At 73.1% G+C, this 25,425-nt stretch carries 19 protein-coding genes and 1 pseudogene; 10 read left to right on the forward strand and 10 right to left on the reverse strand.

The window, feature by feature from the left end:
- The 5 genes and pseudogenes from L6E12_RS27835 to L6E12_RS27855 form a co-directional block, all read right to left on the reverse strand.
- Positions 1-764 (reverse strand): annotated as a pseudogene (locus tag L6E12_RS27835) (hypothetical protein); the annotation flags it as partial.
- Positions 761-1,882, reverse strand: a complete 1,122-nt coding sequence (locus L6E12_RS27840; protein ID WP_236230889.1) for a VWA domain-containing protein — start codon at positions 1,880-1,882, stop codon at positions 761-763. The gene L6E12_RS27840 and the pseudogene L6E12_RS27835, both read right to left, overlap by 4 nt.
- Positions 1,875-4,163, reverse strand: a complete 2,289-nt coding sequence (locus tag L6E12_RS27845) for a DUF5682 family protein (protein WP_236230890.1) — start codon at positions 4,161-4,163, stop codon at positions 1,875-1,877. The genes L6E12_RS27840 and L6E12_RS27845 overlap by 8 nt, the downstream gene beginning before the upstream one ends.
- Positions 4,163-5,284, reverse strand: a complete 1,122-nt coding sequence (locus tag L6E12_RS27850) for an AAA family ATPase (protein ID WP_236230891.1) — start codon at positions 5,282-5,284, stop codon at positions 4,163-4,165. The genes L6E12_RS27845 and L6E12_RS27850 overlap by 1 nt, the downstream gene beginning before the upstream one ends.
- 26 nt (positions 5,285-5,310) lie before the next feature.
- Positions 5,311-9,042, reverse strand: a complete 3,732-nt coding sequence (locus tag L6E12_RS27855; RefSeq protein WP_236230892.1) for a DUF4132 domain-containing protein — start codon at positions 9,040-9,042, stop codon at positions 5,311-5,313.
- Positions 9,043-9,186: 144 nt separating this feature from the next.
- On the opposite strand from L6E12_RS27855, the gene ggt reads away from it, so the two are divergent.
- Complete coding sequence (gene ggt / locus L6E12_RS27860; protein WP_236230893.1) at positions 9,187-10,980, forward strand: gamma-glutamyltransferase; 1,794 nt, start codon at positions 9,187-9,189, stop codon at positions 10,978-10,980.
- A 91-nt stretch (positions 10,981-11,071) separates the two neighbouring features.
- Here the strand turns inward: ggt and L6E12_RS27865 are convergent, their stop codons facing one another.
- Positions 11,072-11,365 (reverse strand): hypothetical protein, encoded by a 294-nt coding sequence (locus L6E12_RS27865; RefSeq protein ID WP_236230894.1) that lies wholly within the window; start codon positions 11,363-11,365, stop codon positions 11,072-11,074.
- 128 nt (positions 11,366-11,493) lie between these two features.
- Here L6E12_RS27865 and L6E12_RS27870 point away from each other — a divergent pair, with 128 nt between their 5' ends.
- Positions 11,494-13,512 (forward strand): protein meaA, encoded by a 2,019-nt coding sequence (locus tag L6E12_RS27870; protein WP_236230895.1) that lies wholly within the window; start codon positions 11,494-11,496, stop codon positions 13,510-13,512.
- A 41-nt stretch (positions 13,513-13,553) separates the two neighbouring features.
- On the opposite strand, the gene L6E12_RS27875 is transcribed toward L6E12_RS27870, so the two are convergent.
- Positions 13,554-13,997 (reverse strand): nucleoside deaminase, encoded by a 444-nt coding sequence (locus L6E12_RS27875; protein ID WP_236230896.1) that lies wholly within the window; start codon positions 13,995-13,997, stop codon positions 13,554-13,556.
- 132 nt (positions 13,998-14,129) lie between these two features.
- On the opposite strand from L6E12_RS27875, the gene L6E12_RS27880 reads away from it, so the two are divergent.
- Positions 14,130-14,585 carry a universal stress protein gene (locus tag L6E12_RS27880; protein ID WP_236230897.1) on the forward strand — a complete coding sequence of 152 codons (456 nt, stop codon included), beginning with the start codon at positions 14,130-14,132 and terminating at the stop codon, positions 14,583-14,585.
- Position 14,586: 1 nt separating this feature from the next.
- On the forward strand, positions 14,587-15,807 hold the full coding sequence (locus L6E12_RS27885) for an adenylate/guanylate cyclase domain-containing protein (RefSeq protein ID WP_236230898.1): 1,221 nt from the start codon (positions 14,587-14,589) through the stop codon (positions 15,805-15,807).
- A 73-nt stretch (positions 15,808-15,880) separates the two neighbouring features.
- Here the strand turns inward: L6E12_RS27885 and L6E12_RS27890 are convergent, their stop codons facing one another.
- Together L6E12_RS27890 and L6E12_RS27895 are read right to left on the reverse strand one after the other, a co-directional pair.
- The gene (locus L6E12_RS27890; RefSeq protein WP_236230899.1) at positions 15,881-17,365 is read right to left on the reverse strand and encodes a chitinase; all 1,485 of its coding nucleotides are present in this window, start codon (positions 17,363-17,365) and stop codon (positions 15,881-15,883) included.
- A 214-nt stretch (positions 17,366-17,579) separates the two neighbouring features.
- The gene (locus L6E12_RS27895; protein ID WP_236230900.1) at positions 17,580-18,116 is read right to left on the reverse strand and encodes an NUDIX hydrolase; all 537 of its coding nucleotides are present in this window, start codon (positions 18,114-18,116) and stop codon (positions 17,580-17,582) included.
- 56 nt (positions 18,117-18,172) lie between these two features.
- Here L6E12_RS27895 and nucS point away from each other — a divergent pair, with 56 nt between their 5' ends.
- The 5 genes from nucS (at position 18,173) to L6E12_RS27920 (ending at position 24,068) form a co-directional block, all read left to right on the forward strand.
- Complete coding sequence (gene nucS, locus L6E12_RS27900) at positions 18,173-18,832, forward strand: endonuclease NucS (RefSeq protein WP_236230901.1); 660 nt, start codon at positions 18,173-18,175, stop codon at positions 18,830-18,832.
- Between the two features lie 152 nt (positions 18,833-18,984).
- Positions 18,985-20,673 (forward strand): sodium:solute symporter family protein, encoded by a 1,689-nt coding sequence (locus tag L6E12_RS27905; RefSeq protein ID WP_236230902.1) that lies wholly within the window; start codon positions 18,985-18,987, stop codon positions 20,671-20,673.
- Positions 20,670-20,990 carry a hypothetical protein gene (locus L6E12_RS27910; RefSeq protein WP_374201957.1) on the forward strand — a complete coding sequence of 107 codons (321 nt, stop codon included), beginning with the start codon at positions 20,670-20,672 and terminating at the stop codon, positions 20,988-20,990. Before L6E12_RS27905 ends, L6E12_RS27910 begins: the two co-directional genes overlap by 4 nt.
- A 149-nt stretch (positions 20,991-21,139) precedes the next feature.
- Positions 21,140-22,156, forward strand: a complete 1,017-nt coding sequence (locus L6E12_RS27915; RefSeq protein ID WP_236230903.1) for a DUF3558 family protein — start codon at positions 21,140-21,142, stop codon at positions 22,154-22,156.
- A gap of 130 nt (positions 22,157-22,286) precedes the next feature.
- The gene (locus L6E12_RS27920; protein ID WP_236230904.1) at positions 22,287-24,068 is read left to right on the forward strand and encodes a 3-hydroxyacyl-CoA dehydrogenase family protein; all 1,782 of its coding nucleotides are present in this window, start codon (positions 22,287-22,289) and stop codon (positions 24,066-24,068) included.
- A gap of 79 nt (positions 24,069-24,147) precedes the next feature.
- Here L6E12_RS27920 and L6E12_RS27925 read toward each other — a convergent pair whose 3' ends face one another.
- On the reverse strand, positions 24,148-24,363 hold the full coding sequence (locus L6E12_RS27925) for a zinc ribbon domain-containing protein (protein WP_236230905.1): 216 nt from the start codon (positions 24,361-24,363) through the stop codon (positions 24,148-24,150).
- Positions 24,364-24,406: 43 nt separating this feature from the next.
- On the opposite strand from L6E12_RS27925, the gene L6E12_RS27930 reads away from it, so the two are divergent.
- The gene (locus L6E12_RS27930) at positions 24,407-24,703 is read left to right on the forward strand and encodes a hypothetical protein (RefSeq protein ID WP_236230906.1); all 297 of its coding nucleotides are present in this window, start codon (positions 24,407-24,409) and stop codon (positions 24,701-24,703) included.
- Positions 24,704-25,425: the final 722 nt, after the last annotated feature.

Here is a 25,425-nt window from a genome sequence, read left to right on the forward strand (position 1 = left end):
TCTGCGTTGCGGCGGACCGCGGCGGCCAGCACCGGGCCCGCGCCGGTGGCGCCCGCGCGGAGCACGTCGTCCACCACGGCCAGGGCGGCGTCCAGGCCGGAGCCCGCCGCGGCGGCCCGGTCGCCGCCGACGTCGACGCGCTGCTCGGGGGCGGCCGGGTCGCGTTCGTCGGCGGCGCGGAACGCCCACACCGCCAGCACGGCGTACTCGTCGCGGCGGGCCGCGGTGGCGTCGGTGTCGAGGTAGCCCAGTTCGCCGGGGACGAGGAAGCGCACGGTGCACGCAGCCAGCTCCACGCTCGCCGGGGTGGCGCCGGTCGGGCGCCGGACCAGCGCCGGGTAGCCCGCGCGCAGGGCCTTGCGGGCGGCGGCGAGGGTCCGCGCGCTGAACGCGGCGGCCAGCTCCTCGTCGGTGAACGCGCCCGGCGACCACGGCACGGCCTCGGGCTCCGCCGCGGTGTCCTCGGCCGGTGCCGTGTCCTCGGCTGTCGCGGCGGTGCGCTGGTAGGCGAGGACCAGCCCCACCCGGTGCCTGCACACCCCCGGCGCCGCGCACGAGCAGGTGCCCGCGGCCAGCCCGGCCCCCGGGGGCAGGACGGAGGTGACACCGTCCGGGAACACCCCGCGCACGGTGCCGTCGGCCTCGGCGGTCACCTCCGGCAGCACCCCGGCGTCGATGTCCTTGGCGGCGCGCTTGACCAGGCCCCGGTTGGCCAGCGCGGCCAGCGCGTCCGGGGTCAGCGCGAGCAGGTCGGCGCGGCTCACCGGCCGAGCCGTTCGGCGACGAACTCGGCGAGCTGACCCGGGGTCATCGCGCCCACGTGCGCGCCCACGTCGGCCAGCCGCTGCGCGGTGGCCCGGTCGTAGTTGGGGGTGGCGTCCGCGTCGAGCGCGGCCAGGCCCAGCACCTCCGTGCCCTGCTGGCACAGCTCCCGCACCTGCCGCACCAGCGCGGACTCGTCGCCGCCCTCGTAGAAGTCGGAGATCAGCACCACGATCGACCGGCGCGGCGCGGTGATCAGCCCGGCCCCGTACCGCACCGCCTTGGCGATGTCGGTGCCGCCGCCGAGCTGCACCTTCATCAGCAGCTCCACCGGGTCGGTGACGTCGGCGGTCAGGTCGACCACCGAGGTGTCGAAGGCGACCAGGTGCGTGCGCAGCCCGGGCAGCCCCCACAGGCAGGCGGCGGTGACCGCGGAGTGGATCACCGAGTCGACCATCGAGCCGGACTGGTCGACCAGCAGCACGAGCTGCCACTGCTCGACGTGCCTGCGCGAGCGCGAGTGGAACCGGGGCCGCTCGATCGCCACCCGCCGCTCGTCCGGCCGGTAGTGCATCAGGTTGGCCTTGATGGTGCCGCGGAAGTCGAAGTTGCGCGCCAGCCTGGTGTTGCTGGGCTTGCGGACCCGGGTGCCGCTGAAGCTGATCCGCACCTCCGTGCGCAGCTTCGCCATCAGCTCCCGCACCACCTGCTCGACGATCCGCCTGGCCAGCGCGAGCACCTGCGGGTTCATCAGGTGCTTGGTGCGCAGCACCGCCCGCAGCAGCGCCGGGTTCGGCTCGACCCTGGCCAGCACCTCCGGGTCGGTGACGATGTCGTCGATCTCGTAGCGCTCCACCGCGTCGCGTTCGAGCCGCTCGATGGTCTCCCGGGGGAACAGCCGGTGGATGTCGTCGAGCCAGTCGAGGGTGGTCAGGTCGGACGCGCCACTGCCACCGGCGCGCACCCCCCGCTTGCCCAGTTCGGCGTCGCGGCCGTAGAGCCAGTCCAGCGCCGCGTCCCTGGCGCGCGCCTCGGCGCCCAGCCCGTCGGGGGTGCACTCCTGCGCGGGCTCGCCGAGCACGAGCCGCCAGCGCTCCAGGGCGGGGTCCGGCTCAGTCATGGGTCCCCTCCGGGGTTTCCGGTGTGCTCCGCGGCAGCAGTCCCTCGCGGACCAGCAGGTCCTCGACGCGGGACTCCAGGGCGGCGGCCTCGGCGGCCAGCACCGGGTCGACGGTGGTGCGCAGCAGCGCGCGGGCCGAGCGGCGCAGGCCGCGGCGGGCCAGCAGGCCGTGCGCGATGGTCTCCCGCTCGGCGGGCGGGAAGAAGGCGAACGCCTGGCGCAGCGCGGGCAGCGCCACCAGGAAGTCGTCGTCGCCCAGGTCGGCGACGTGCCCGTCCAGGGTGGCCAGCACCGACTCGTCGGCCAGCACCTCCTCGCGGGCCAGCGCGAACAGCCCGGCCAGCCAGTCGCCCATCCGGTTCGGCGCGGTCGGCACGTGCACCTCGCCGGGGGCACCGAGCGCCCAGCTCAGCCCCAGCCCGGCGCCCGCCAGGTCCGGGGGCACGTCCGCGCGGGTGGCGATCCGCTGCGCCACCCCGAGGACGTCGACCAGCCGCACGCCCACCACGGGTTCGGCGTGCCGCAGGGCGTCGCGCAGCGCGGCCAGGGCGTGCAGCCGGGGCACGTCCGCCGGGCCCGCGCCGCCGTGGGTGCCCTCGGCCAGCCACAGCACCCTGGTCGCCGCCGCGTCGATCACCTCGGCCAGCACCGGGCTGCCCGCGCTGCCCAGCAGCCGGTCGTGGCGCCACAGCCCGAGCACGGTGCCCAGCGCCGCGCCGACCGCGCCCAGGTCCGACGCCGTCGCCACCCGGTCGGCGATGCGCTCGCCGAGGTCGGACGCCAGCGCGTCCACCCCGCACAGCGCGGTGTCGTAGAGCGCCGCGGCCAGCTCGGCGACCCCGGTGTCGGGGTCGGTCACCCGGCGCCGGATCAGCACCGCTGCGGCGTCGGGCAGGGTGGCGCCGTACGCGGCGGCCTCGATCAGCGCGGGCAGCCGCAGGTCCGTCTCGGTCAGCTCCCACACCTCGGCCGAGGTCGGGTCGGCGCCACCGGTCGGCCCGCTCGTGCGCCGCACACCGGGGATGCCCAGCACGCGCAGCCGGTGCAGCACCCGGCTGCGCCGCAGGTCGCGTTCACCGGTCAGGTCGAGCGTCACCCGGCCCGCGCGGTCGAGGGCCAGCGCCGACAGCTCACCGTCCACAGCGGACAACAGGGGTGGGGCCGGGGTGGCGTCGTGCAGCCGCCCGACGCGGTCACCGGTCAGCGCGGCCACCATCTGCACCACCACCGGGTGCGCCCCCGGCGCGATGGTGCCGTCGGAGGTCCACGGCAGGCGCTGCTCCAGGCCGTCGGACACCAGCGCCGAGACCAGCGCGTCGAGCACGTCGGTGCGCGCCGGGTGCGGGTGCCCGCGCAGCGCCGCCAGCCCACCGGCCTGCGTGCGCGCGGCGATCAGGTCCGCTGTGGACACCCGCTGGTTGCGGTCGCGCAGCCGCTTGGCCACCGACTCCAGCAACCCCTCCGCGGCGCGCGCGGGCCCGTCGGCCCACAGCCGCTCGTAGTAGCCGGGGGAGGGCAGCCCCGACTGGTAGCCCTGGAACGCGTCCAACCGCCGGTTCGAGTACGGCACCAGGTAGCTGTCGCCCTCGCTGCCCACCGGCGGGGTGGGCACCTCCGGCCACGCGGTCCCACCGGTCGCCGACAGCGGGATCAGCGCGGGCCGGTGCAGCCCACCGGTGATCACCAGGACCGGCCGGTCACCAGCCGCGGCCACCGCCGCGCGCACCCAGGCGGCCATGTAGGTCTCCCGGTCGTTGTCGGCGGTCGAGATGTCGGTGTCGCCGCGCAGCACGTCGAAGTAGGTGTTCAGCCGCTCGGCCAGCTCGGCCGGTCCGAGGTCAGCGTGGATCTCGACCATGTGGTCCCACAGCGTGTCGCTGTTGTCCACGGCGAACTCCCGGCACAGCCGCGCGGTCACCTCGCTGTAGCGCAGCGCCCCGTCGGAGTACCGGTTGTCCCGCTCGGCGAAGGCGCTGTGCCAGGCGGGCAGGTCGATGAACCGGACCTCCGCGCCCGCCGCCCGGCCCGCCGTCAGCGCCACCCACTCCGGTGAGTGGTCGCAGAACGGGGACCACGACATCCGCGTGCCCCCCTCGGCGCGCAGGTAGCTGAACACCGCGATCGGCAGCTCGTGGCCCAGCAGCAGCTCGTCGAGCCGGTCGTTCATGTCGACCGGCCCCTCGATGAGCACGTACGCCGGGCGCAGCTCGGCGATGCGCGCCGCCACCAGCCGCGCGCACGCCGGGCTGTGGTGGCGCACGCCGATGAACTCCGCGGGCATCAGCCGGGCAGCAGGTAGCGGGCGCCGTGCAGCTCCGACCACGCCGCCCCGGAGCGGCGCGGCGCCTGCTGCTCCAGGTAGCGGCGCAGCCGGGCCAGGTCCTCGGCGTCGTCCTTGGCCGCGGTGCCCGCCAGGCACGCGACGATGTCCGCCGGGGCGCCCGGCTCGCGGCGCAGGAACCACCCGCGCAGCCCCACCGCGTGCGCCACCGACACCGCCTCGGCCGTGCTCATCACCGTCGAGAGCCGCTCGCCGCCGCGGCCGGAGCCGCCGCGCAGGTCCCGGAAGGCGTGCACCAGCACCTCCAGCACGTCCCTGCGCTGCGGCGCCTCGACGCCCGAGCGGCGCAGCAACGCCCCCGCCTCCTGCTCGACCAGGGCCAGCTCGGTCGTGAAGTCGGAGATGGGGAAGACCGTCTCGAAGTTGAAGCGCCGCTTGAGGGCCGCGCTCATCTCGTTGACGCCCCGGTCGCGGGTGTTGGCCGTGGCGATGACGTTGAAGCCGTCGCGGGCGAACACCATGCCGTCGCGGCCGGTCAGCTCCGGGACCGCCAGCACCCGCTCGGACAGCAGCGACAGCAGCGAGTCCTGCACCTCCAGCGGGCAGCGGGTGATCTCCTCGAACCGGACCACCCGGCCCTCGGCCATCCCGCGCAGCATCGGCGCGGGCACCAGCGACCGCGGCGACGGGCCCTCCGACACCAGCAGCGCGTAGTTCCACGAGTACTTGATCTGGTCCTCGGTGGTCGCCGCGCCGCCCTGCACGGTCAGCGTGGACACCCCGCTGACCGCCGCCGCGATCAGCTCCGAGAGCAGCGACTTCGCCGTGCCCGGCTCGCCGACCAGCATCAGGCCGCGGCTGGTCGCCAGGGTCACCAGCGACCGGTCGATCAGCGACGGGTCGCCGACGAACTTGCGGCTGATCCCGCCCGCCTCGTCGCCGACGATGAACCGCCGCGCCGCGTCCATGCTCAGCCACCAGCCCGGCGGCCGGGCGCCGGTGTCGGCGGCGCGCAGCCGGTTCAGCTCGTCGGCGTAGCGCACCTCGGCGGGCGGGCGCTGCAGGTCCGCCGTGTCGATCCCGGTGCTGTCGATCCCGGTGTTGTCGTCGTTGTCGCTCATGGGGTTTCCCGTCCGGTCCGCCGGGGTCACCGGGCGGTCAGCATGGTCAGGTCGGCGAGGAACTCCGACGCCGCGACCGGGTCGACGTCGGCGAACGCGTGCCGCTTCTGGTGGTTGCTCCAGTAGTAGCCGGAGTCGTCGGTCAACCACACCTCGGTGAGCTTCTGCTCGGGGAGGATGTCGACCGCGCCCACGGCGATGCCCGGGTCCAGGCCGGCGACCAGCACCCGCCCGTCGGGCAGCGGCCGGGTGATCCACGGCTCCACGCCCCCGTCCTGCGGCGTGCCCCGCTCCCAGCCGCGGTGCACCAGCCCGAGCACCCGCCCGACCGGCACCTCGATCCCGGTGAACCGCTCCAGCGAGGTGCCCGCCCGGTCCTCGGCGGTCAGCTCGAACACCTGCCTGCCGAGCTGCGGGAACGGTTGCAGGATCTCGTAGTCGGCGAACAGCTCGCCCCACGGCTCCAGCGCCGCACCCAGGTGCATCGGGTGCGCCACGCCGACGGTGGCGCCCTCGGGCAGGGTCAGCGCGTTGTCCTCGACGTCGGCCAGGGTGCGGTCCTCGGCCAGCCGGAACGACCCGACCAGCTCGCCGTCCTCGTAGCGGCCCCACACCAGCCTGCGCACCAGGTGCCAGAGCAGCGGGTGGCCCGCGAAGAACTCGGTGAACTCCGCCGCCGACCACCTCCGGCCTGCCACCATGGCCCGCTCCAGCCTGCGCACCTGGTCGGCCGCGACCGTCTTGACGTCCTTCTTGAGGCCGCTGAAAAGCTGGTAGGCGTGCGGGGCGAGGTCGGGGTCGTCCTTGGCGCCCGGCTTCGGCAGCACCTTGCGCCGGGTGCCGTCCGGGTCGGCCACGAACGGCTTGAGCTGCTCGTCGAAGCCGACGGTGAACCGCCGCGGCCCGTAGTCGAGGACCATGCTGCCGTCGGCGTCGAGGCCCAGGTCCGGCACCAGCCGGTCGGCGAGCTGCTCGGTGGAGAGCCCGAGGGCGTCGGCGACGGCCATCATCTTCTCCTCGGCGCGCGTCTTGAGGCCCTTGAACTTGACCTTGTTCGCGATGCCGTTGAGGTGCATCAGCGCCACGTCGGTGCCGATCTCGGCGAGCACGTCCAGCCCGGCCACGGCGCGCTGGTGCCCGCCCTCGCCCGGCCACGCCCGGATCAGCGGGGCCAGCCCGCGCACCGTCTCGTCGTCGCCCACCGCGCCCAGCGCGGTGAGCACCCAGCCGTCCTTCGACGACCCGCCCGCGGCCAGCCAGTGCTGGAACAGCTTCCAGGCGAACCGGGCCAGCGAGCCCGGCTCCACCGCCTCGCGCACCTGGGCGAGCCCGGCGTACGGCTCGCCCGGCTTGCCCAGGGCGAAGATCGTGATCAGGTCGCCTGCGGCGGACAGCGGCAGCGCCGTCGCGCGGTCGGCCAGCAGCACCTGCGGTAGCAGACCGGGGTGGGCCCACTCGCCGACCACCGGCAGTTTCGCCGGGAGCAGCGTCAGCGGGTCGGTGGCCAGCAGCGCGGCGATGCCCCGCTCGGCCTCCGCGCCGTACTCCGCGGCCACCGCCAGCACCGCCTCCGCGCCCACCTGCTTGACGACCTGGCGGATGGCCACCTCGGCGGCGGTCCGCTCCCGGCCCGCCTTGGCCAGCGCCGCGGGAACCAGCGACCGCACCCCGTCGACCCCGTGCCGGGCGAAGTACGCCAGCGCCCGGGGCCGCACGGACTTGAGCCTGCTCGCCCAGTCGGCCATCAGCGCCGACACCTCGGGGCCGGTGAACGGTTGCAGCAGGTCGACCACCGCGGCGGGCTGCGTGGCGCCGACGTGGAGCAGGGCGGGGAGCGCGGTGAGCCCGAACCGGGCCGCCAGTGAGCGCCCCCAGAACTCCAATCGCCAGTAGGCCTTCGGCTTCCAAGCCCGCAACAGCGCCTCGGACCGGTCGAACGGGCCCTCGACGATCAGCGGCAGCGTCTTCCAGTCGTCGTCCCGGGACTTCTGGTCCTCGAACTCCCTGTCCCAGTCGAGGGGTGGCCAGAACGGCGAGGACAGCCCCGTCCGGTCGGACCACTGCTCCTGCTCGCCCTCGGCCCAGGCGATGCCCGGCTGGCCGAGCGGCGTCAACCCGGGGACCACGACCGGCGTGGTCCGGGTGCGCGGGCGCAGCCACGGCGGGTCGGCCAGCACCGGGGGCAGGTCGGCCGGGGCCGCCTCGGGCACCCGCGCCGCCGTCGCCGCGACGATCCCGTCCAGCACCGCGCGCGCCTTCTCCGACACCTCGACCGCGTCGACCACCGACGGCCGGGCCAGCACGTGCGCGTTGAGCAGCGTGCCCAGCACCCCCGGCTCCCTGGTGGCCGCGACCGCCTCGGCGAGCTGCCGGGTGGCCCGGCGCGGGAACCGGCGCATGGCCTCCTGCAGGAACGGCGGCACCAGCTTGTCCCCGGCGCGGCGCACCAGGACGGCGAACGCCTCCTCGGTGGGGAAGGCGGCCAGGTGGCCCAGCATGGTGCGGCTCAGGTCCGCGCCCGCGGTGGTGATCCACTCGTCCAGCGCCGGGACCAGCGCCGGGCCCAGCGTGTCGACCAGGGTCGGCAGGGTGCGCGGCGACCGGTCCAGCGACCACGGCGACAGGTGCGGCCGCAGCAGCTCGAACTGCTCGACCGTGCCCACCGCGCTCGCCAGCAGCCGCAGCGGCGCGCCGTCGTGCCGCGCGGGCGGCGTGGCCAGCGCCTCCGCCAGCCAGTCCGCCTCGGTGGGCAGCAGGTAGGACACCACGGCCTGGCGGGCCGTGCTGTCGCGCCACCGCGCCAGGACCTCGACCGCGGCGGCGTACTCCGCGTCGGTGGCGGTGGCCAGGGCGTACCGGACCCGCTCGGTCAGTTCCTCGCCGGGCCAGTTCCAGGACAGGCTGCCGGGGGCATGCCGCAGGGAGGTCTCGTGCGACGTCAACCGGCCCGTGCTCCGCGAGTTCACCCGCTTGCCCGTCGACCCGAACTGGACGGCGGTGAGCTGGAGCACGGCCTCGGCGGCGAACACCGGACCCCACTCGGCCAGCCAGTGGTCGGCGAACACCGCGTACTTGGACTGGTCGGTGTAGCGCGACTCGAACCGGGCGGCGACGTACACGACGGCGGCGCCGAGCGGGCTCGGTTTGCCCGTGAGCTGCCCGTGGCCCGCGTCGTGCAGCACGGCGTCGGTCTGCGGGTGGTTGAGCAGCGCGTGGAGGGGTTCGAGCCGCTTGGCGATGATGTCCTGGGCGGTGTCGGTGGCCTTCGGGGTGAGCTTGCGGGGGGAGCGCGCGGTGCCCCGGCGCGGCACGGCGTGCCGCAGGACCGAGGCGGGCGGGGTGAAGGTGTCCTCGTCCGGCCACGGCTCGTCCTCCGCCGGGGTGCCCGCGGCGTCACCCGGTGCGGGCGCGGCGGTGTCCGGGTCGGACTGTCCCTCTGGCACCGGTGCCGCGTGGACGGTCGGCTGCTCCGCCGAGGGCGCCGGTTCCCCCGCCGGGGAGGCGGGGCCCGCCGCGGCTCCCTCCGCCGCGCCGGTGCCCGCCGGGGTGCCTGCGCCCGCCTCGGCGTAGCCCTTGCGCTGCTTCTCCGCGACCAGCTTGGCCAGGTGGGCGCCCGCCGCCTCGGCGGTGGCGAACTCCTTGTCCTTGGTCTGCCCGTTCGTGCCGATCCGCCCCCAGCGGACCGTGACCACCGTGCCGGTGGCGGAGCCCTCCCAGAACTTCTCCGACCCGCCGCCGACGTACTCCAACCGCCGCACTCCGCACCCCTCGCTGTCCGTTTTGCCGAAAGGTACCCGTCCGCACCGACACTTTGGGGCTGTTCGCCGGTGGCAGGTGCCGGTGACCCCGGGTAGAACTGGTTCCCCGGTCTGTCCCCGGTCCCCGAAGGGAAGAGGTCCGCAATGGGTGCTCGGCACCGAATAGGCGCACTCTCGGTAGCGGTCGTCGCCGCGACCGGAGTCGTGTTGTCCCCGGCCACGGCTTCGGCCACCCACCCCGCGCCGGGCAGGACGCCGCTGGCCACCGGCTACGGCGGCGCGGTCGTGTCCGACACGGTGGAGTCGACGCAGGCCGGGCTGGCCGTGCTGCGCCGCGGCGGCACCGCGGCCGACGCGGCGGTGGCGGTGGCGGCCACGCTCGGCGTCACCGACCCGTTCGTCGCCGGTCTCGGCGGCGGCGGTTACTTCGTGTACTACGACGCCCGCACCGGCAAGGTGTCCACAATCGACGGGCGCGAGACCACACCGCGCGCGGGCGACGAGAAGATGTTCATCGACCCGGCCACCGGCCAGCCGTACCCGTTTGCCACGGCGGTCACCAGCGGCCTGTCGGTCGGCGTGCCCGGGATGCTGGCGACCTGGGAGCGGGCGCTGAAGAAGTGGGGCCGGTTCAGCCTGGCCGACACCCTGCGCCCGGCCATCGACGTCGCCGACCGCGGCTACCCGCTGACCCCGGCGCTGCAGGGCCAGATCGCCTCCAACGAGGCCCGGCTCAAGCAGTTCACCTCCTCCGCCGCGCTGTTCCTGCCGGGCGGTTCGGTGCCCGCGGTCGGCACGGTCCTGCGCAACCCGGACCTCGCCGCCACCTACCGCGAGATCGCCCGCACCGGCACCAGGGCCTTCTACGGCGGCGCGGTCGGCCGCGACGTCGCCACCGCCACGCAGAACCCGCCGCTGGCGCCGGACGCCACCATCACCCCGCCCAGGGGCCGGATGACCGTCGACGACCTCAAGGCCTACAAGGCGGTCGACCAGGCGCCCACGCACCTGCGGTACCGGGGCCTGGACGTCTACGGCATGGCCCCGTCCTCCAGCGGCGGCATCACCGTCGGCGAGGCGCTCAACATCCTGGAGACCACCGACCTGGGCGAGCTCGACCGCACCCAGGCGCTGCACCGCTACCTGGAGGCCAGCAAGCTCGCCTTCGCCGACCGCGGCCGCTACATCGGCGACCCGAAGTTCGTCGACGTCCCGCAGCGGGCGCTGCTGTCGGACGCGTTCGCCGCCTCGCGCGCCTGCCTGATCGACCCGACCAGGGTCATCCCGGCCCCCACCGCGCCAGGCAACCCGGCCGCGCCCGGCTCCTGCGCCCCGGTCAAGGGCACGGACGCCCCGGACAACGAGGTGCACACCAACCACTTCGTCGTCTCCGACGCCCGGGGCAACGTGGTGTCCTACACCAACACCATCGAGCAGCTCGGCGGCAGCGCCATCGTGGTCCCCGGCCGCGGCTTCCTGCTCAACAACGAGCTGACCGACTTCAACTTCGCCCCCACCCAGGGCGCCGCCCCCGACCCCAACCTCCCGGCGGCGGGCAAGCGCCCGCGGTCGAGCATGTCCCCGACGATCGTGCTCAAGGACGGCCGCCCCTGGCTCGCCCTGGGCTCCCCGGGCGGCTCGACCATCATCACCACGGTCCTGCAGATCCTGGTCAACCGCATCGACCTGGGCATGTCCCTGCCCGACGCGCTCGCCGCGCCCCGCGCCAGCCAGCGCAACACCGCCGCGACGACCGCCGAACCGGCGTTCATCTCCGCGGCGGGCGGCCTGACGGCCCTGGGGCACACGTTCACCCCGCAGGCCGAGATCGGCGTCGCGGCGGCGATCGAGTTCACCGGCCACGGCAAGCTCCTCGCCGTGGGTGAGCCCACCCGCCGCGGCGGCACCTCCGCGGGGGTGGTCTTCCCGACCCGCTGACCCCGCCGACCCGCCAGACCGGTGCCCGGCTCCGCGCGGAGCCGGGCACCGCTGCGTCCAGGGGCTCGCGGTCGGCCCGGGGGCGACGCGGTCAGGTGGTGCCGTCGTCGAGCAGGGCCGCGATGGCCGCCCGCTCGTCGGCGGGGAAGACCAGGATGCGCAGCCCCTCGCCGTCCTCGGCGGGCACGGTCGTGGCCCGCACCCCGGCCTGGCTCAGCCGCTCCTCGACGAAGGCCGCCGCGGTCCGGCTGGGCACCTTGGCGATCTCTTTGAGCAGCCCGTAGTCCTTGCGGGCGTCCCCGGCGAACGCCCAGCGCAGCACCAGCCCGAGTCCGCCGACGACCAGCAGGGCCACCAGCAGCAGGTACGGCGCGGGCAGGTCCATGCCGCCATTCTCGCGCGCCGGGGCCCCCGGGCAGCGGGGCAGGGGACCTTGTGAGCAATGGCACGGGGGCGGATCGTGTTACTCACCAGTACCCTTTGCGAAAAGGACGGATTAACGGAGGTTAACCGGTGCCGTACCCCACTGATGGAGAGCGCGACCGCCCGTGGGTCATGCGGACCTACGCCGGCCACTCGTCCGCGGCGAAGTCGAACGAGCTGTACCGGCGGAACCTGGCCAAGGGCCAGACCGGGCTGTCGGTCGCCTTCGACCTGCCCACCCAGACCGGCTACGACCCCGACCACGAGCTGGCCAAGGGCGAGGTCGGCAAGGTCGGCGTGCCGGTCAGCCACATCGGCGACATGCGCACCCTGTTCGACCAGATCCCGCTGGGCGCCGCCAACACCTCGATGACGATCAACGCGACCGCCATGTGGCTGCTGTCGCTCTACGTCACCGTCGCCCAGGAGCAGGCCGAGGCCGAGGGCACCGACTGGCACGAGGTGGTCGGGAAGCTGGCGGGCACCACCCAGAACGACATCATCAAGGAGTACCTGTCCCGCGGGACCTACGTGTTCCCGCCCGGGCCGAGCCTGCGGCTGATCACCGACATGGTGGCCTACACCGTGGCCAACGTGCCGAAGTGGAACCCGATCAACATCTGCAGCTACCACCTGCAGGAGGTCGGCGCGACCCCGGTGCAGGAGGTCGCCTACGCCATGTGCACGGCCATCGCGGTGCTCGACGCGGTGCGCGACTCCGGGCAGGTGCCGGAGGAGAAGTTCGGCGACGTGGTGCAGCGGATCTCCTTCTTCGTCAACGCGGGCGTGCGGTTCGTGGAGGAGATGTGCAAGATGCGCGCCTTCACCGAGCTGTGGGACGAGATCACCCGCGACCGCTACGGCGTGACCAATGAGAAGCACCGCCGGTTCCGCTACGGCGTGCAGGTCAACTCCCTGGGCCTGACCGAGGCGCAGCCGGAGAACAACGTGCAGCGCATCGTGCTGGAGATGCTCGCGGTCTCCCTCTCGCGCAAGGCGCGGGCCAGGGCCATCCAGCTCCCCGCCTGGAACGAGGCGCTGGGCCTGCCCCGGCCGTGGGACCAGCAGTGGGCGCTGCGGATGCAGCAGGTGCTGGCCTACGAGACCGACCTGCTGGAGTACGAGGACATCTTCGACGGCTCCCCGGTCATCGAGGCCAAGGTCAACTCGATCCTGCAGGGCGCCCGCGAGGAGATCGACCGGGTGCAGGCCATGGGCGGCGCGGTCGCGGCCGTGGAGTCCGGGTACATGAAGACGCAGATGGTGGGCTCGCTCGCCGACCACCGCAGGCGCATCGAGGCCGGTGAGCAGGTCATCGTCGGCGTCAACAAGTTCGGCACCACCGAGCCCAGCCCGTTGCAGGCCGAGGGCGCGAAGGCCATCGAGACGGTGGACCCGGTCGCCGAGCGGGAGGCCGTCGAGGCCATCGCCGCGTGGCGGGCGGGCCGCGACGGCGCGGCCGTGGACGAGGCGCTGCGGGTGCTGCGCGACGCCGCGAAGACCGACGCGAACCTGATGGAGGCCACCATCGGCTGCGCCAAGGCCGGGGTGACCACCGGCGAGTGGTCGCAGGCGCTGCGCGAGGTGTTCGGCGAGTACCGGGCGCCCACCGGAGTGTCCGGCGCGTCGGCGACCGGTGAGGCCGGGGCCGAGCTGGGCAAGGTGCGCGACCGGGTGAAGGCCACCGGCGAGGAGCTGGGCGAGCGGCTGCGCATCCTGGTCGGCAAGCCCGGCCTGGACGGGCACTCCAACGGCGCCGAGCAGATCGCCGTGCGCGCCCGCGACACCGGCTTCGAGGTCGTCTACCAGGGCATCCGGCTCACCGCCGACCAGATCGTGGCCGCCGCGGTGCAGGAGGGCGTGCACGTGGTCGGCCTGTCGATCCTGTCCGGGTCGCACCTGGACGCGGTCCCGGCCGTGGTCGAGGGGCTGCGCGCGGCCGGGGCGGGCGACATCCCGGTCGTCGTCGGCGGCATCATCCCGCCCGACGACGCGGAGATCCTCGCCGCCAAGGGCGTGGCCAGGGTGTTCACCCCCAAGGACTACGAGATGACGCAGATCATGAACGAGATCGTCGACGTCATCCGCGAGGCCAACGACCTGGCCTGAGCCGGGTGGGGGAGGGCTGGTCGGCGATCAGTCCTCCCCGCTCAGTCCTCCCCGATGTCCTCGTGCCACAGCTCCGGGTGGGCGGCGATGAAGTCGGTCATCAGGGCGACGCACTCGGCGTCGTCGAGCAGCACGACCTGCACCCCGTGCTCGGCCAGCCACCCGTGCCCGCCGGAGAACGTCCTGGCCTCGCCGATCACCACCCGGGAGATGCCGAACTGGCGGACCAGGCCGGAGCAGTACCAGCACGGCGACAGCGTGGTGACCATGGTCGTGCCCCGGTAGGAGCGCCTGCGACCGGCGTTGCGGAACGCCGAGGTCTCCCCGTGCACCGACGGGTCGCCGTCCTGGACCCGGCGGTTGTGCCCCGAGCCCCACAGCTCCCCGTCCGGCCCGAACAGGGCGGCGCCGATCGGTATCCCGCCGGAGGCGAGGCCCGCCCTGGCCTCGCGCACCGCTTCGGCCAGCATGTCCGTGGTGTCCATCCCCGGATTGTGCTGCCGCCGCGGGCCGCGCGCGAGGGTGATCACGAGTGGTGTTGGCCGCGTCCGTTGGACGAGCGGCGCGTTCTCCTGGTTAGGTCTACCGACAAGTAGCTAACGCGGGAGGTTTGGGCAATGGCCGCCTATCAGACCGTCGTCGTCGGCACCGACGGCTCCGACTCCTCGTACCTGGCGGTCGACCGGGCCGCGGCGATCGCCGCGGACAGCTCGGCGACCCTGGTCATCGCGTGCGCGTACCAGCCGCGCGAGGACCGCGACCTGGACCGGGTGCAGGACGAACTCGGCTCCGACGTCGCCTACCAGGTCGTCGGGTTCAACCCCGCCGAGGAGACGGTGCGCACCGCCTCCGAGCGGGCCCGCAAGGCCGGTGCGGCGAACATCGAGACCGTGGTCGTCGACGGCGACCCGGTGCCGACGCTGGCCAAGGTCGTGCACGACCACAAGGCCGACCTGCTGGTCGTCGGCAACCGGGGGCTCAACACCCTCGCCGGGCGCATCCTCGGCTCGGTCCCGGCGGAGGCCGCCCGCAAGTCGTCGGTCGACGTCCTCATCGTGCACACCACCGGCTGAGATGGACGACAGCGACGACCGCCGCGGCGCGGCGGAACCCGACCCGGTCGAGGCCGCCCAGCGGCGCGTCGAGGAGGTCCTGCTCGGCGGCACCCGCCAGTTCACCAGGCTGGAGGTCTGCGAGAAGGCCGGGGTGCCGCTGGAGCGGGCGATGCGGCTGTGGCGCGCCCTCGGGTTCGCCACCGTCGCCGACGACGCGGTGGTCTTCACCGACCGCGACATCGAGACGCTGCGGCTCACCGACGAGCTGATGTACCGGGGCATCCTGGAACCGGAGCTGGCCACGGCCACCGCCCGGATGCTCGGGCAGCACCTGTCGCGGCTGGCCGAGTGGGAGGTGCACGTCCTGCGCGACGTGCTCGCCGCCAACCCGGAGCTGCTGGCCGACGAGCGCCAGCTCGGCCGGTTCATCGAGCAGCTCGTGCCGCAGCTCGAGAGCATGCAGAACTTCGCCTGGCGGCGCCACCTCGCCGCCTACGCCGGGCGCGCGCTGTCCAGCACCGAGGACCTGGAGTCGCGCAGCCAGGTCGTCGGCTTCGCCGACATGGTCGGGTTCACCACCTTCACCCGCCGCTCCGACGAGGCCGCCCTGGTCGACGTGGTCGACCGGTTCGACATGATGACCGCCGAGGTCGTCGCGGAGAACCACGGCCGCATCGTCAAGATGCTCGGCGACGAGGTCCTCTTCGTCGCCGACGACCCGGTGCACGGCGGCCGGATCGCGCTGGCCCTGCTGGAGCGCGCCGAGGCCGACGACGCCCTGCCGATGCTGCGCGCGGGCCTGGCCTACGGCCGGGTGCTGAGCCGCTTCGGCGACGTCTACGGCTCCACGGTCAACATCGCCAGCCGCCTCACCTCGGTGGCGCGGCCGGGGACCGTGCTGGTGGACCGGCCGCTGGGCGACGTGCTGATCGAGGTCCGCGAGGAGTTCTCGGTGCGGCACCGCCGCCCGGTCTCGGTGCGCGGGTACAGCAGGCTCAAGCACTCGGTGCTGCGCCGCGCCGGTGACGCGCAGCCGTCGCTGGTGGAGTCGGTGCAGCAGCGGGCGGCGGACCTGCTGGGCCTCTCGGCGGAGGACCAGTACGAGGACGACCAGGACGAGGCGCCCGCCATCGCGCTGGAGCCGGACACCGACGCGCCGCGCAAGGGCAGGTCGGAGCGGTCGGGCAGGAAGTCGGACCGGGAGCGCTCGGACAAGGGCCGGGGCAAGCGCAGGCGCTGACCGGCCCCACCCGGACCCGGGCAGCGGACCGGCCGCGGGGGCGCACCCCGCGGCCGTCCCGCCGTCCCGGTCCCTACGGCAGGGTGTCGAGGGTGGCCGAGACCGCGTTGGCGAAGGCGTAGCCGTTGGACGCGTCCCAGTTGATCGACCACGTCATGGCCCCGCGCAGGGTCGGGTAGGTGGTCGACGGGCGGAAGGCGCCGCAGCCGGTGCCCTTGGCCAGGCAGGTCAGGCCCGCGGAGACGTTCGCCGGGGACTGGTGGCCGCCGCCCGCCCCGCTGGGGCTCGCCGGGAGGCCGAGGCCGACCTGGTCGGCGCGCAGCCCGCCCTGGAGCTGGATGCAGGCCAGCGCGGTCAGGAAGTCGACCGAGCCCTGGCTGTAGACCTTGCCGTCGCAGCCGAGCATGGCGCCGGAGTTGTAGTACTGCATGTTGACGATCGTCAGGATGTCCTTGATCGCCAGGGCGAGCTGGAAGTAGCCACCGGAAGTCGACTGCATGTCGATGGTCTGCGGGGCCATCGTGATCACCGTGCCGCCCTCGGCGTGGATCCGGCGCAGGGCGCTGCCCATGTGCTGGGCGTTGATGCCGTTCTCCAGATCGATGTCGACCCCGTCGAAGCCGTAGTCGTCGATCAGGCGGCCCACGCTGGCGGCGAAGTTGGCGGAGGCGGTCGCGTCGCCGACGGAGACGGTGCCCTTCTCACCGCCGACGGACAGGATCACCTTCTGGCCGCGGGCGCGCACCGTGGCCACGTCGGCCCGGAACTGGGCGTCGGTGTAGCCGCCGAGCTGGCTCGACAGGCCCGGGTCGAGGGTGAAGGTCACCGCACCGGGGGTCGTCGGGACCGCGTCGGCGAAGGAGACGGCGATGATGTCGTAGGTGGTGGGGACGTCGGCGAGCCGGAGCGGCTTGGCGCCGTTGTAGAAGTTCTGCCAGTAGCCGGTGAGGACGTGCTTCGGCAGGCCCGTGGCCGGGGGCTGGGTGGTCGGCGGGGTCGTCGGCCGGGTGGTGGTCGTGGGTGGCGGGGTCGTGGTGGGCGGGGTCGACGGGGGTGTGGTCGTCGGCGGGGTGGTGCCGGGACCGTCGAGGGCGAGGTCGTCGGCGAGGTAGGCGGGCTGGCCGTACCAGCCGTGCAGGTACACCGTGGCCGAGGACGAGGCGGCGGTGAAGGTGACGCTCAGCCTGGTCCACGCACTCGCGGCGGGCGTCCAGGTGGAGGCGTCGCCCGTCGTGGCGCCGGTGGCGCCGAGGTGGGCGTAGGCGCCCTTCACCCACGCGCTCAGCGTGTACTGGGCGCCGGGCGTGACGGCGACGGCCTGCGAGCACCGGGCGTTGTCCTGCCCCGATGGGGTGGCTTTCAGCGCGGCGGAGCCGGAGTGGCGGTCGCTGTCGGTGGTCGCACCCGAGCAGGTCCAGCCCGAGGTGCCGGACTCGAACCCGGGGTTGGCCGGCAGGTTCGCGGCGTCGGCGCTGCCGCCGCCCGCGAGGACCAGCCCGGCGGAGGCGGCGAGTGCGGCGGACACGGCGGCGAGGGCGCGGCGGGCGGTGGACGGCATGGGCTGCCTCCTGCGGGGGTGCGGACGCGGTCCGGACCCTCCCAAGCTGGACTAGACCATTATGAAATGTCAATCACCCCTTGACGATCAAGAGAAGTCAGCTTACGTCCACAGTGGATACAACACTGTTTCGGTGAGCCGGGTTCACGTCCACACGCGACACCGGCGCACGGGTGCGCCGCGGCCGGGGCGCACCCGGCGCGTCCCCCGACGGCTACTGGCTGTGGTGCTCGTGCAGCAGCAACTGGGTGTAGGCGGCGATCGACTGCGCGTCGACGATGGAGCCGTCGCGGATGCCCGCCTCGAACTCGGCCCGGGGGAACCAGGCGGCGCGCATGTCCTGCTCGGTGGCCTCCCGGTCCGGGGCGCCCTCGGTGAGGTCGGTGGCGAGGTAGACGCTGCCACCCTGGCTGGTGAGCCCCGGGGCGACGTCCAGGCGGCCGATCAGGGTCATGGTGCCCGCGGTCAGCCCGGTCTCCTCGCGCAGCTCGCGCACCGCCAGCTCCGCCGGGTCGAGGTCGGCCCGGTCGGGGGCGGTGCCCTGGGGGAACTCCCAGCGGCGCGCGCCCACCGGGTAGCGGAACTGCTCGACGAGCATCAACCGCTCCCCGTCGAGGGGGATGACCAGGGCGTAGTGCGGTTTGTCCACCACCCCGTAGATGCCGGGGCTGCCGTCCGGGCGGCGGATGGCGTCCTCCCGGACGGTCATCCAGGCGTTGGCGTAGACCTGCTTGGAGTCGAGGCGTTCCACGGGGTAGATCCTGCCCGGGGGCACGGAGGCGGGCGCACGGGGCTAACCTGCTGCGCGTGCGCCTTGTGATCGCTCGCTGTCAGGTCGACTACGCCGGACGGCTCACCGCCCACCTCCCGATGGCCAACCGGCTGCTGCTGGTGAAGGCCGACGGGTCGGTCTCGGTCCACTCCGACGACCGGGCCTACAAGCCGCTGAACTGGATGACCCCGCCCTGCTGGCTCATCGAGGAGCCGGGCATGTGGGTCGTGCAGAACAAGGCGGGCGAGAAGATCGCCATCACCATCGAGGAGATCCACCACGACTCCCGCCACGAGCTCGGCGCCGAACCCGGCCTGATCAAGGACGGCGTGGAGGCCCACCTGCAGGAACTGCTCGCCGAGCACATCACCACCCTCGGCGACGGCTACACCCTGGTCCGCCGCGAGTACCCCACCGCCATCGGCCCGGTCGACATCCTCTGCCGCGACGCCACCGGCTCCTCGGTCGCCGTCGAGATCAAGCGCCGCGGCGACATCGACGGGGTGGAGCAGCTGACCCGCTACCTGGAGCTGCTCAACCGCGACCCGCTGCTCTCCCCGGTCGCCGGTGTCTTCGCCGCGCAGGTCATCCGCCCCCAGGCCAAGGTCCTCGCCGAGGACCGCGGCATCCGCTGCGTCACCCTCGACTACGACACCCTCCGCGGCATCGAGAGCGACGAGTTCCGCCTCTTCTGACCCCGGTCGACGGGCTGGTGGACTGGACCACTCGGACGTGTCCGGGCGGAGAATTCCAGCCGTTCGTGAACGGTGATCGGCTTCGTCGTGCGCCGCGCCGCGGTCGGGTCCATGCTGTTCCCGATCACATCGACGTGTACGACGGGGGCGGTATGCATTTCCTCGCGGACGCGGACCTGCGGCTGGACGCGGGCCCGATCGACTACGCCTTGCTGGCCGTCTACTTCGCCCTGGTCCTGGGGATCGGGGCGATGGCGCGGCGCTCGGTGTCCAGCAGCCTGGACTTCTTCCTGTCCGGCCGGTCGCTGCCCGCGTGGGTGACCGGGTTGGCGTTCATCTCCGCGAACCTCGGCGCCGTCGAGATCTTCGGCATGACGGCGAACGGCGCGCAGTACGGGTTGCCGACCATGCACTACTACTGGATCGGCGCGATCCCGGCCATGGTGTTCCTGGGCCTGGTGATGATGCCGTTCTACTACGGCTCCAAGGTCCGCAGCGTGCCGGAGTTCCTGCTGCGGCGGTTCGGGAAGTTCGCGCACCTGACCAACGGCATCAGCTTCGCCCTCGCCCAGGTGCTCATCGCCGGGGTGAACCTGTTCGCCCTCGCCACCGTGGTCAACCTGCTGCTCGGGTGGCCGCTGTGGCTCTCGGTCGTGGTGGCGGCGGTGATCGTGCTGGCCTACACCTCCCTCGGCGGGCTGTCGGCGGCCGTCTACAACGAGGTCATGCAGTTCTTCGTGATCGTGGCGATGCTGCTGCCGCTGACCTTCCTCGGCCTCAAGCGGGTCGGCGGGTGGCAGGGGCTGGTCGACAAGGTGGCCGGGACCACGGGCAGCTCCGCCGCCGACCAGCTCAGCTCGTGGCCGGGCACCAACCTGACCGGCATCGGCAACGCCACGCTGTCGGTGCTGGGCATCGTGTTCGGCCTCGGCTTCGTGCTGTCCTTCGGCTACTGGACGACGAACTTCGCCGAGGTGCAGCGGGCCATGTCGGCCAAGAGCATGTCGGCCGCGCGGCGCACGCCGCTGATCGGGGCGTACCCGAAGACGCTGATCGCGCTGATCATCATCATCCCCGGCATGATCGCCGCGGTGATCGTGCCGGAGCTGCGCGAGATGAAGGCGGGCGCGGAGAACGGGGTCACCTACAACAACGCGATCCTGCTGCTGATCCGCGACCTGCTGCCCAACGGGATGCTGGGCATCGCGATCACCGGTCTGCTGGCGGCGTTCATGGCGGGCATGGCGGCGAACGTCAGCTCGTTCAACACCGTCTTCACCTACGACATCTGGCAGGCGTACATCGTCAAGGACAAGCCGGACGACTACTACCTGCGGGTGGGGCGGCTGGCGACGGTGGCGGGCTGCGTCGTGGCGATCGGCACGGCGTTCATCGCCTCCAGCTTCAACAACATCATGGACTACCTCCAGACGTTGTTCGGCTTCTTCAACGCCCCGCTGTTCGCCACGTTCATCCTGGGCATGTTCTGGAAGCGGATGACCCCGCTCGCCGGTGGCCTCGGCCTGATCTTCGGCACCGCCTCGGCGGTGACCGTCGACCTGCTCAACCGCGCCGAGGTGCTGAACCTGGCCGGGCAGGGCGCGAGCTTCGTGGCCGCCAGCGTGGCCTTCGTGGTCGACATCGCCGTCAGCGTGGGCGTCTCGCTGGTCACCAAGCCCAAGCCGGAGTCGGAACTGCGCGGCCTGGTGTGGTCGCTGACCCCGCGCGACCAACTGCGCCACGACGACACCGGGGAGAACTCGGGCTGGTACCGCAAGCCCGTGGTCCTCGGCGCCGGGGTGCTCGCGCTGACCGTTGTGCTCAACATCGTCTTCTGGTGAGAGGAGTCAGCGTGGCGGAGAAGAAGGCCAAGGCGGGTCTGTTCGACCTGCGCGGCATCCTGGCGCTGCTGTTCGGCGTCTACGGCGCCGTGCTGACCGTGATGGGCCTGGTGTCGACCTCGCAGGCCGACCTGGACAAGGCCGCGGGCGTCAACATCAACCTGTGGATGGGCGTGTTCATGCTCGTCGTGGCGCTGGCGTTCCTCGCCTGGGCCCGGCTGCGTCCACTGGCCGTGCCGGACACGACGGGCGAGACCTCGGCGGGTTCGACCGCGGCGGGTTCGACCGCGGCGACCGAGGGCGAGCGCGGGAACTGACCCCGGGGTGGGGCAGGCTCCGGACCGCGGCCCGCCGCGGTCCGGAGCTGGTTCCCGTACCCCCTACGGTCCACGGTGGATCGACCCCGTCCCCGGCGATCCGCGGGTTCGGCGCACGGGTGGCCGCGGCGTTGGCTACCGTCTCGGGAGTGAGGGCTTCGAGGCGACGGCGGTCCATGGCGGTGGCGGGGTGCCTGGCGGTGCTGCTCGCCGGGTGCGGCACGGGCGCCGACCTGGCGAAGACGACCGGCAAGCGGACCACCGTGCCCGCCACCGAGGGCCTCGACGCGGGCCCGGAGACCGGCGGCAGCACGCCGCCGCCGACCGGGGACGACGTGTTCTCCTCCGCGTCGCTGCGCCGGGTCAACCCGTGCGCGATCATGGACGAGGAGACCATGTCGGGCTTCGGCACCCCGGCGCGGAGCAGGCTGCGCGACTACGCGCTCTGCTCGAACTACATGAAGGACCCCGGCGGCCGGGACCTCAACTTCACCATGACCATCGGCGACAGCAGCCTGGCCCGCAAGGCCCAGGGCGCGCTCAAGATCGGCGGCCTGCCGGTGGCCGAGTCCGAGTTGGACGACAAGACCGCCTGCTTCGTCACCGCCATCACCGAGACCGACCCCGACCGCGGCATCACCGTCCAGATCGGCAGCGACACCCCCGGGGGCCTGTGCGAACCGGGGCGCAAGCTGCTGGAGACGGCCGTCACCAAGATCCGTGACAGCAGGCCGGAACTGGACGTGCGGAAGGGGTCGCTGGTCGACCTGGACGCGTGCACGGTCCTCGACGACTCCGTGGTGGCCGCCGCGATCGGCGACGGCCCCGGCAAGAAGCCGACCGGGCTGCACAACTGCACCTACAACACCCAGGGCGTCACCTTCCGGGTGGAGTTCTCCCTCGGCACCGACCCGGACGAGCTGGCCGAGGCGGCCAAGACGACCCCGGTCGACCTCGGTGGGGTCCGCGCCCAGCAGCGCAGCGAGAGCACCTCCTCCACCCGGTGCAGCCTGTCCTGGGCGCACGTCCCGTTCGAGGGCGCGGAGGGCAACGCGGAGGTCGTCAAGGTCGACTTCACCCGCTACGACCCGCAGGCGGGCGAGGACGCGTGCGCCAAGGTGCAGACCGTGGCGAAGGCCCTGCTGCCCAAGCTGCCGCAGAAATAGCCGCGACCACCCTGAACGGTCCAGTGGCGCAGTTCACCTGGACTAACCGTGGTCGCGTGGCAGTATCAGCAGTCGATGTTACTCGGAAGTAGCATCGTCGTTGCTGTCATCGGGGACTGCGGAGGTAGTCGTGGCGCGTGAGTTCTCCACCGTCGGTGTTGTCGGACTCGGGACCATGGGCGCGGGCATCGCGGAGGTGCTCGCCCGCACCGGTGTGCGGGTCGTGGCGGTGGAGGTCGACGACGCGGGCGTCGAACGCGGCCGCGGCCACGTCGAGCACTCCACCGGCCGGGCACTGGCCAAGGAGAAGCTCACCGAGGCCGAGCGCACCGAGCTGCTCGGGCGCATCACCTACACGACCACCCTGGCCGACCTGGCCGAGGCCGACCTGGTGATCGAGGCCATCCCGGAGTCGCTGGAGCTCAAGGCCCAGGTCTTCGGCGAACTCGACCGCATCCTCAAGCCGGAGGCCGTGCTGGCCTCCAACACCTCGTCGCTGTCGATCACCGAGATCGGCGTCCACACCGGACGCCCTGGCAAGGTCGTCGGCCTGCACTTCTTCAACCCGGCCCCGGTGCTGAAGCTGACCGAGGTCGTGCGCACCGTGGTCACCGAGCCGGACGTGGTGGCCGACGTGGTCGCCTTCGCCCAGAAGCTGGGCAAGGAGCCGGTCGTCATCGGCGACCGCGCGGGCTTCATCGCCAACGCGCTGCTGTTCGGCTACCTCAACCACGCGGTGTCGATGTACGAGGCGCGCTACGCCACCCGCGAGGACCTCGACGCCGCCATGCGCTACGGCTGCGGCTACCCGATGGGCCCGCTGGCGCTGCTGGACCTGATCGGCCTGGACACCGCGTACGAGATCCTGGAGACGATGTACGCGCAGTCGCGCAACCGGCTGCACGCCCCGGCCCCGATCCTCAAGCAGATGATCACCGCGGGCCTGCTCGGCCGCAAGACCGGCCGCGGCTTCTACACCTACGACGCCCCCGAGTCGCCCACCGTGGTGCCCGACGCGCTCACCCCGGCCGCCGCGGGCGAGTCCGACGTGGCGCTGCGCGAGGTGCAGCGGGTCGGCGTGGTCGGCACCGGCACCATGGCCACCGGCATCGTCGAGGTCTTCGCCCGCAAGGGCCACGACGTGGTCCTGCGCGCCCGCAGCGCCGACAAGGCCGAGGCGGCGGTGGGCAAGGTCCGCAAGTCCCTCGACCGCCAGGTCGCCAAGGGTCGGCTGTCCGAGTCCGACCGCGACGGCATCCTGGCCCGCATCTCCCCGGCGGTGGAGTTCGAGGAGCTGGCCGACTGCGACCTGGTCATCGAGGCCGTCGCCGAGGAGCTGGCGATCAAGCAGGCCGTGTTCGGCGCGCTGGACGAGGTGGTGAAGCCGGGCGCGATCCTGGCCACCACGACCTCCTCGCTGCCGGTCATCGAGTGCGCCGCGGCCACCTCCCGCCCGGCCGACGTGGTGGGCCTGCACTTCTTCAACCCGGCGCCGGTCATGAAGCTGGTGGAGATCGTCGAGACCATCTCCACCGGCGCCGACGTGGTGGCCACCGCCAGGGCGCTGTGCCTTAAGGTCGGCAAGCAGCCGGTGCACTGCGGCGACCGCGCGGGCTTCATCGTCAACGCCCTGCTGTTCCCGTACCTCAACGACGCGATCAAGATGCTGGAAGCGCACTACGCGGAGTCCGAGGACATCGACACCGCCATGAAGGTCGGCTGCGGCCTGCCGATGGGCCCGTTCGAGCTGCTGGACGTGGTCGGCCTGGACGTGTCGCTGGCCATCGAGCGCACCCTGTACAACGAGTTCCGCGAGGCCGGTTACGCCCCGGCCCCGCTGCTGGAGCACCTGGTCACCGCGGGCCGCCTGGGCCGCAAGACCGGCAAGGGCTTCCGCGACTACAGCAAGTAGCACCCGCTCCGGTGCGCGCGAACGCCCCCCGGTCAAGTGACCGGGGGGCGTTCGGCTGTTCCGGGGGTCAGGGCGCCGGTCAGCCGCAGCAACCGCCGCCGCAACACCCGCCACCGCCACCACCGCCGGACGGGGCGGGGGCGGCCGAACCGCCGCCCAGCCCGGCCATCGTGAGCAGCTTGACCGTGTCCTCGTGGCCACCGGGACAGGGGGCGGGATCGGACGACGCGCTCATCGGCCGCCGGACCTCGAAGGTCGACCCGCAGGACCGGCAGCGGAACTCGTAGGTGGGCATGGCCCCATTCTGCCTGCTGCGGTCAACCCGGATAATCGGTTGCGTGCCACGCCGGAACAACACCAGGCGCTCCGAGGAGCCGCGCCCGCTCAGCGGGGCGCTGGCCGCGCAGCGCGTGGAGTCGGCCTTCGACGGGGACTGGTACGTGCGCAACGTGACCGGGTCGCAGGCGACCAAGGTCTACCGCTGCCCCGGGTGCGACCACGAGATCCAGCCGGGGGTGGCGCACGTCGTCGCCTGGTCGGCGGACGACCGGACCGGGGTGGAGGACCGCAGGCACTGGCACCGCGGCTGCTGGGACGCGCGCGGGCGACGGGGGCCGACGGCGCGTCGGTGGTGAGGGCGGGTCTTTGGTGCGCAGGCCGATCCTGGCGCTGTGCACGCTGGCGTTTCGCTGGGCCGTGCTGTGAAAAGCCCGGGATTTTTCGGGATGTGCCCGGGTGGGTGGATCCGCTTGGGCGGGTCCCCTGCGGCGATCATGTGCCCAGTGAGACCGAGTGAGGCGAAAAGAGTGCCTCACAGCCAGGGCAGGCCAGCAACATGATCGCCTTCCCCACCCAAGCAAATCCACCCACCCGGGCAGAGCCGTAGCCGGGCCTGCGGTTGGGTGGGTGGTCGGCAGCTGCGCCGCTGGCGTTTGGCGTGGCAGGCCGCTTGGCCGCCGGGTGACGGGGTGGTCGGCGGCTGCGCCCGGTGGGGTTCGAGGTGGCAGGCCGCCGGGCTGGCGGATGGATGGTGGGCGGCTGCGCCCGGTGGGGTTCGAGGTGGCAGGCCGCCGGGCTGGCGGATGGATGGTGGGCGGCTGCGCCCGGTGGGGTTCGAGGTGGCAGGCCGCCGGGCTGGCGGATGGATGGTGGGCGGCTGCGCCCGGTGGGGTTTGGGTGGCAGGCCGCCGGGCGGCGGTTGGTGGGGTGGTCGGCGGTTGCGCCGGTGGGGGTTCGAGTGGTTGGCAACCGCGCCTGCGGGGTGCCTGGTGGTCGGGCAGGCGGTTCTGTAATGGTCGGCCGCTGCGCCGCTGCGCCGCTGCGCCGCTGCGCCGCTGCGCCGCTGCGCCGCTGCGCC

The organism is Actinokineospora sp. PR83 (assembly GCF_021056305.1).
Lineage (GTDB): Bacteria > Actinomycetota > Actinomycetes > Mycobacteriales > Pseudonocardiaceae > Actinokineospora > Actinokineospora spheciospongiae.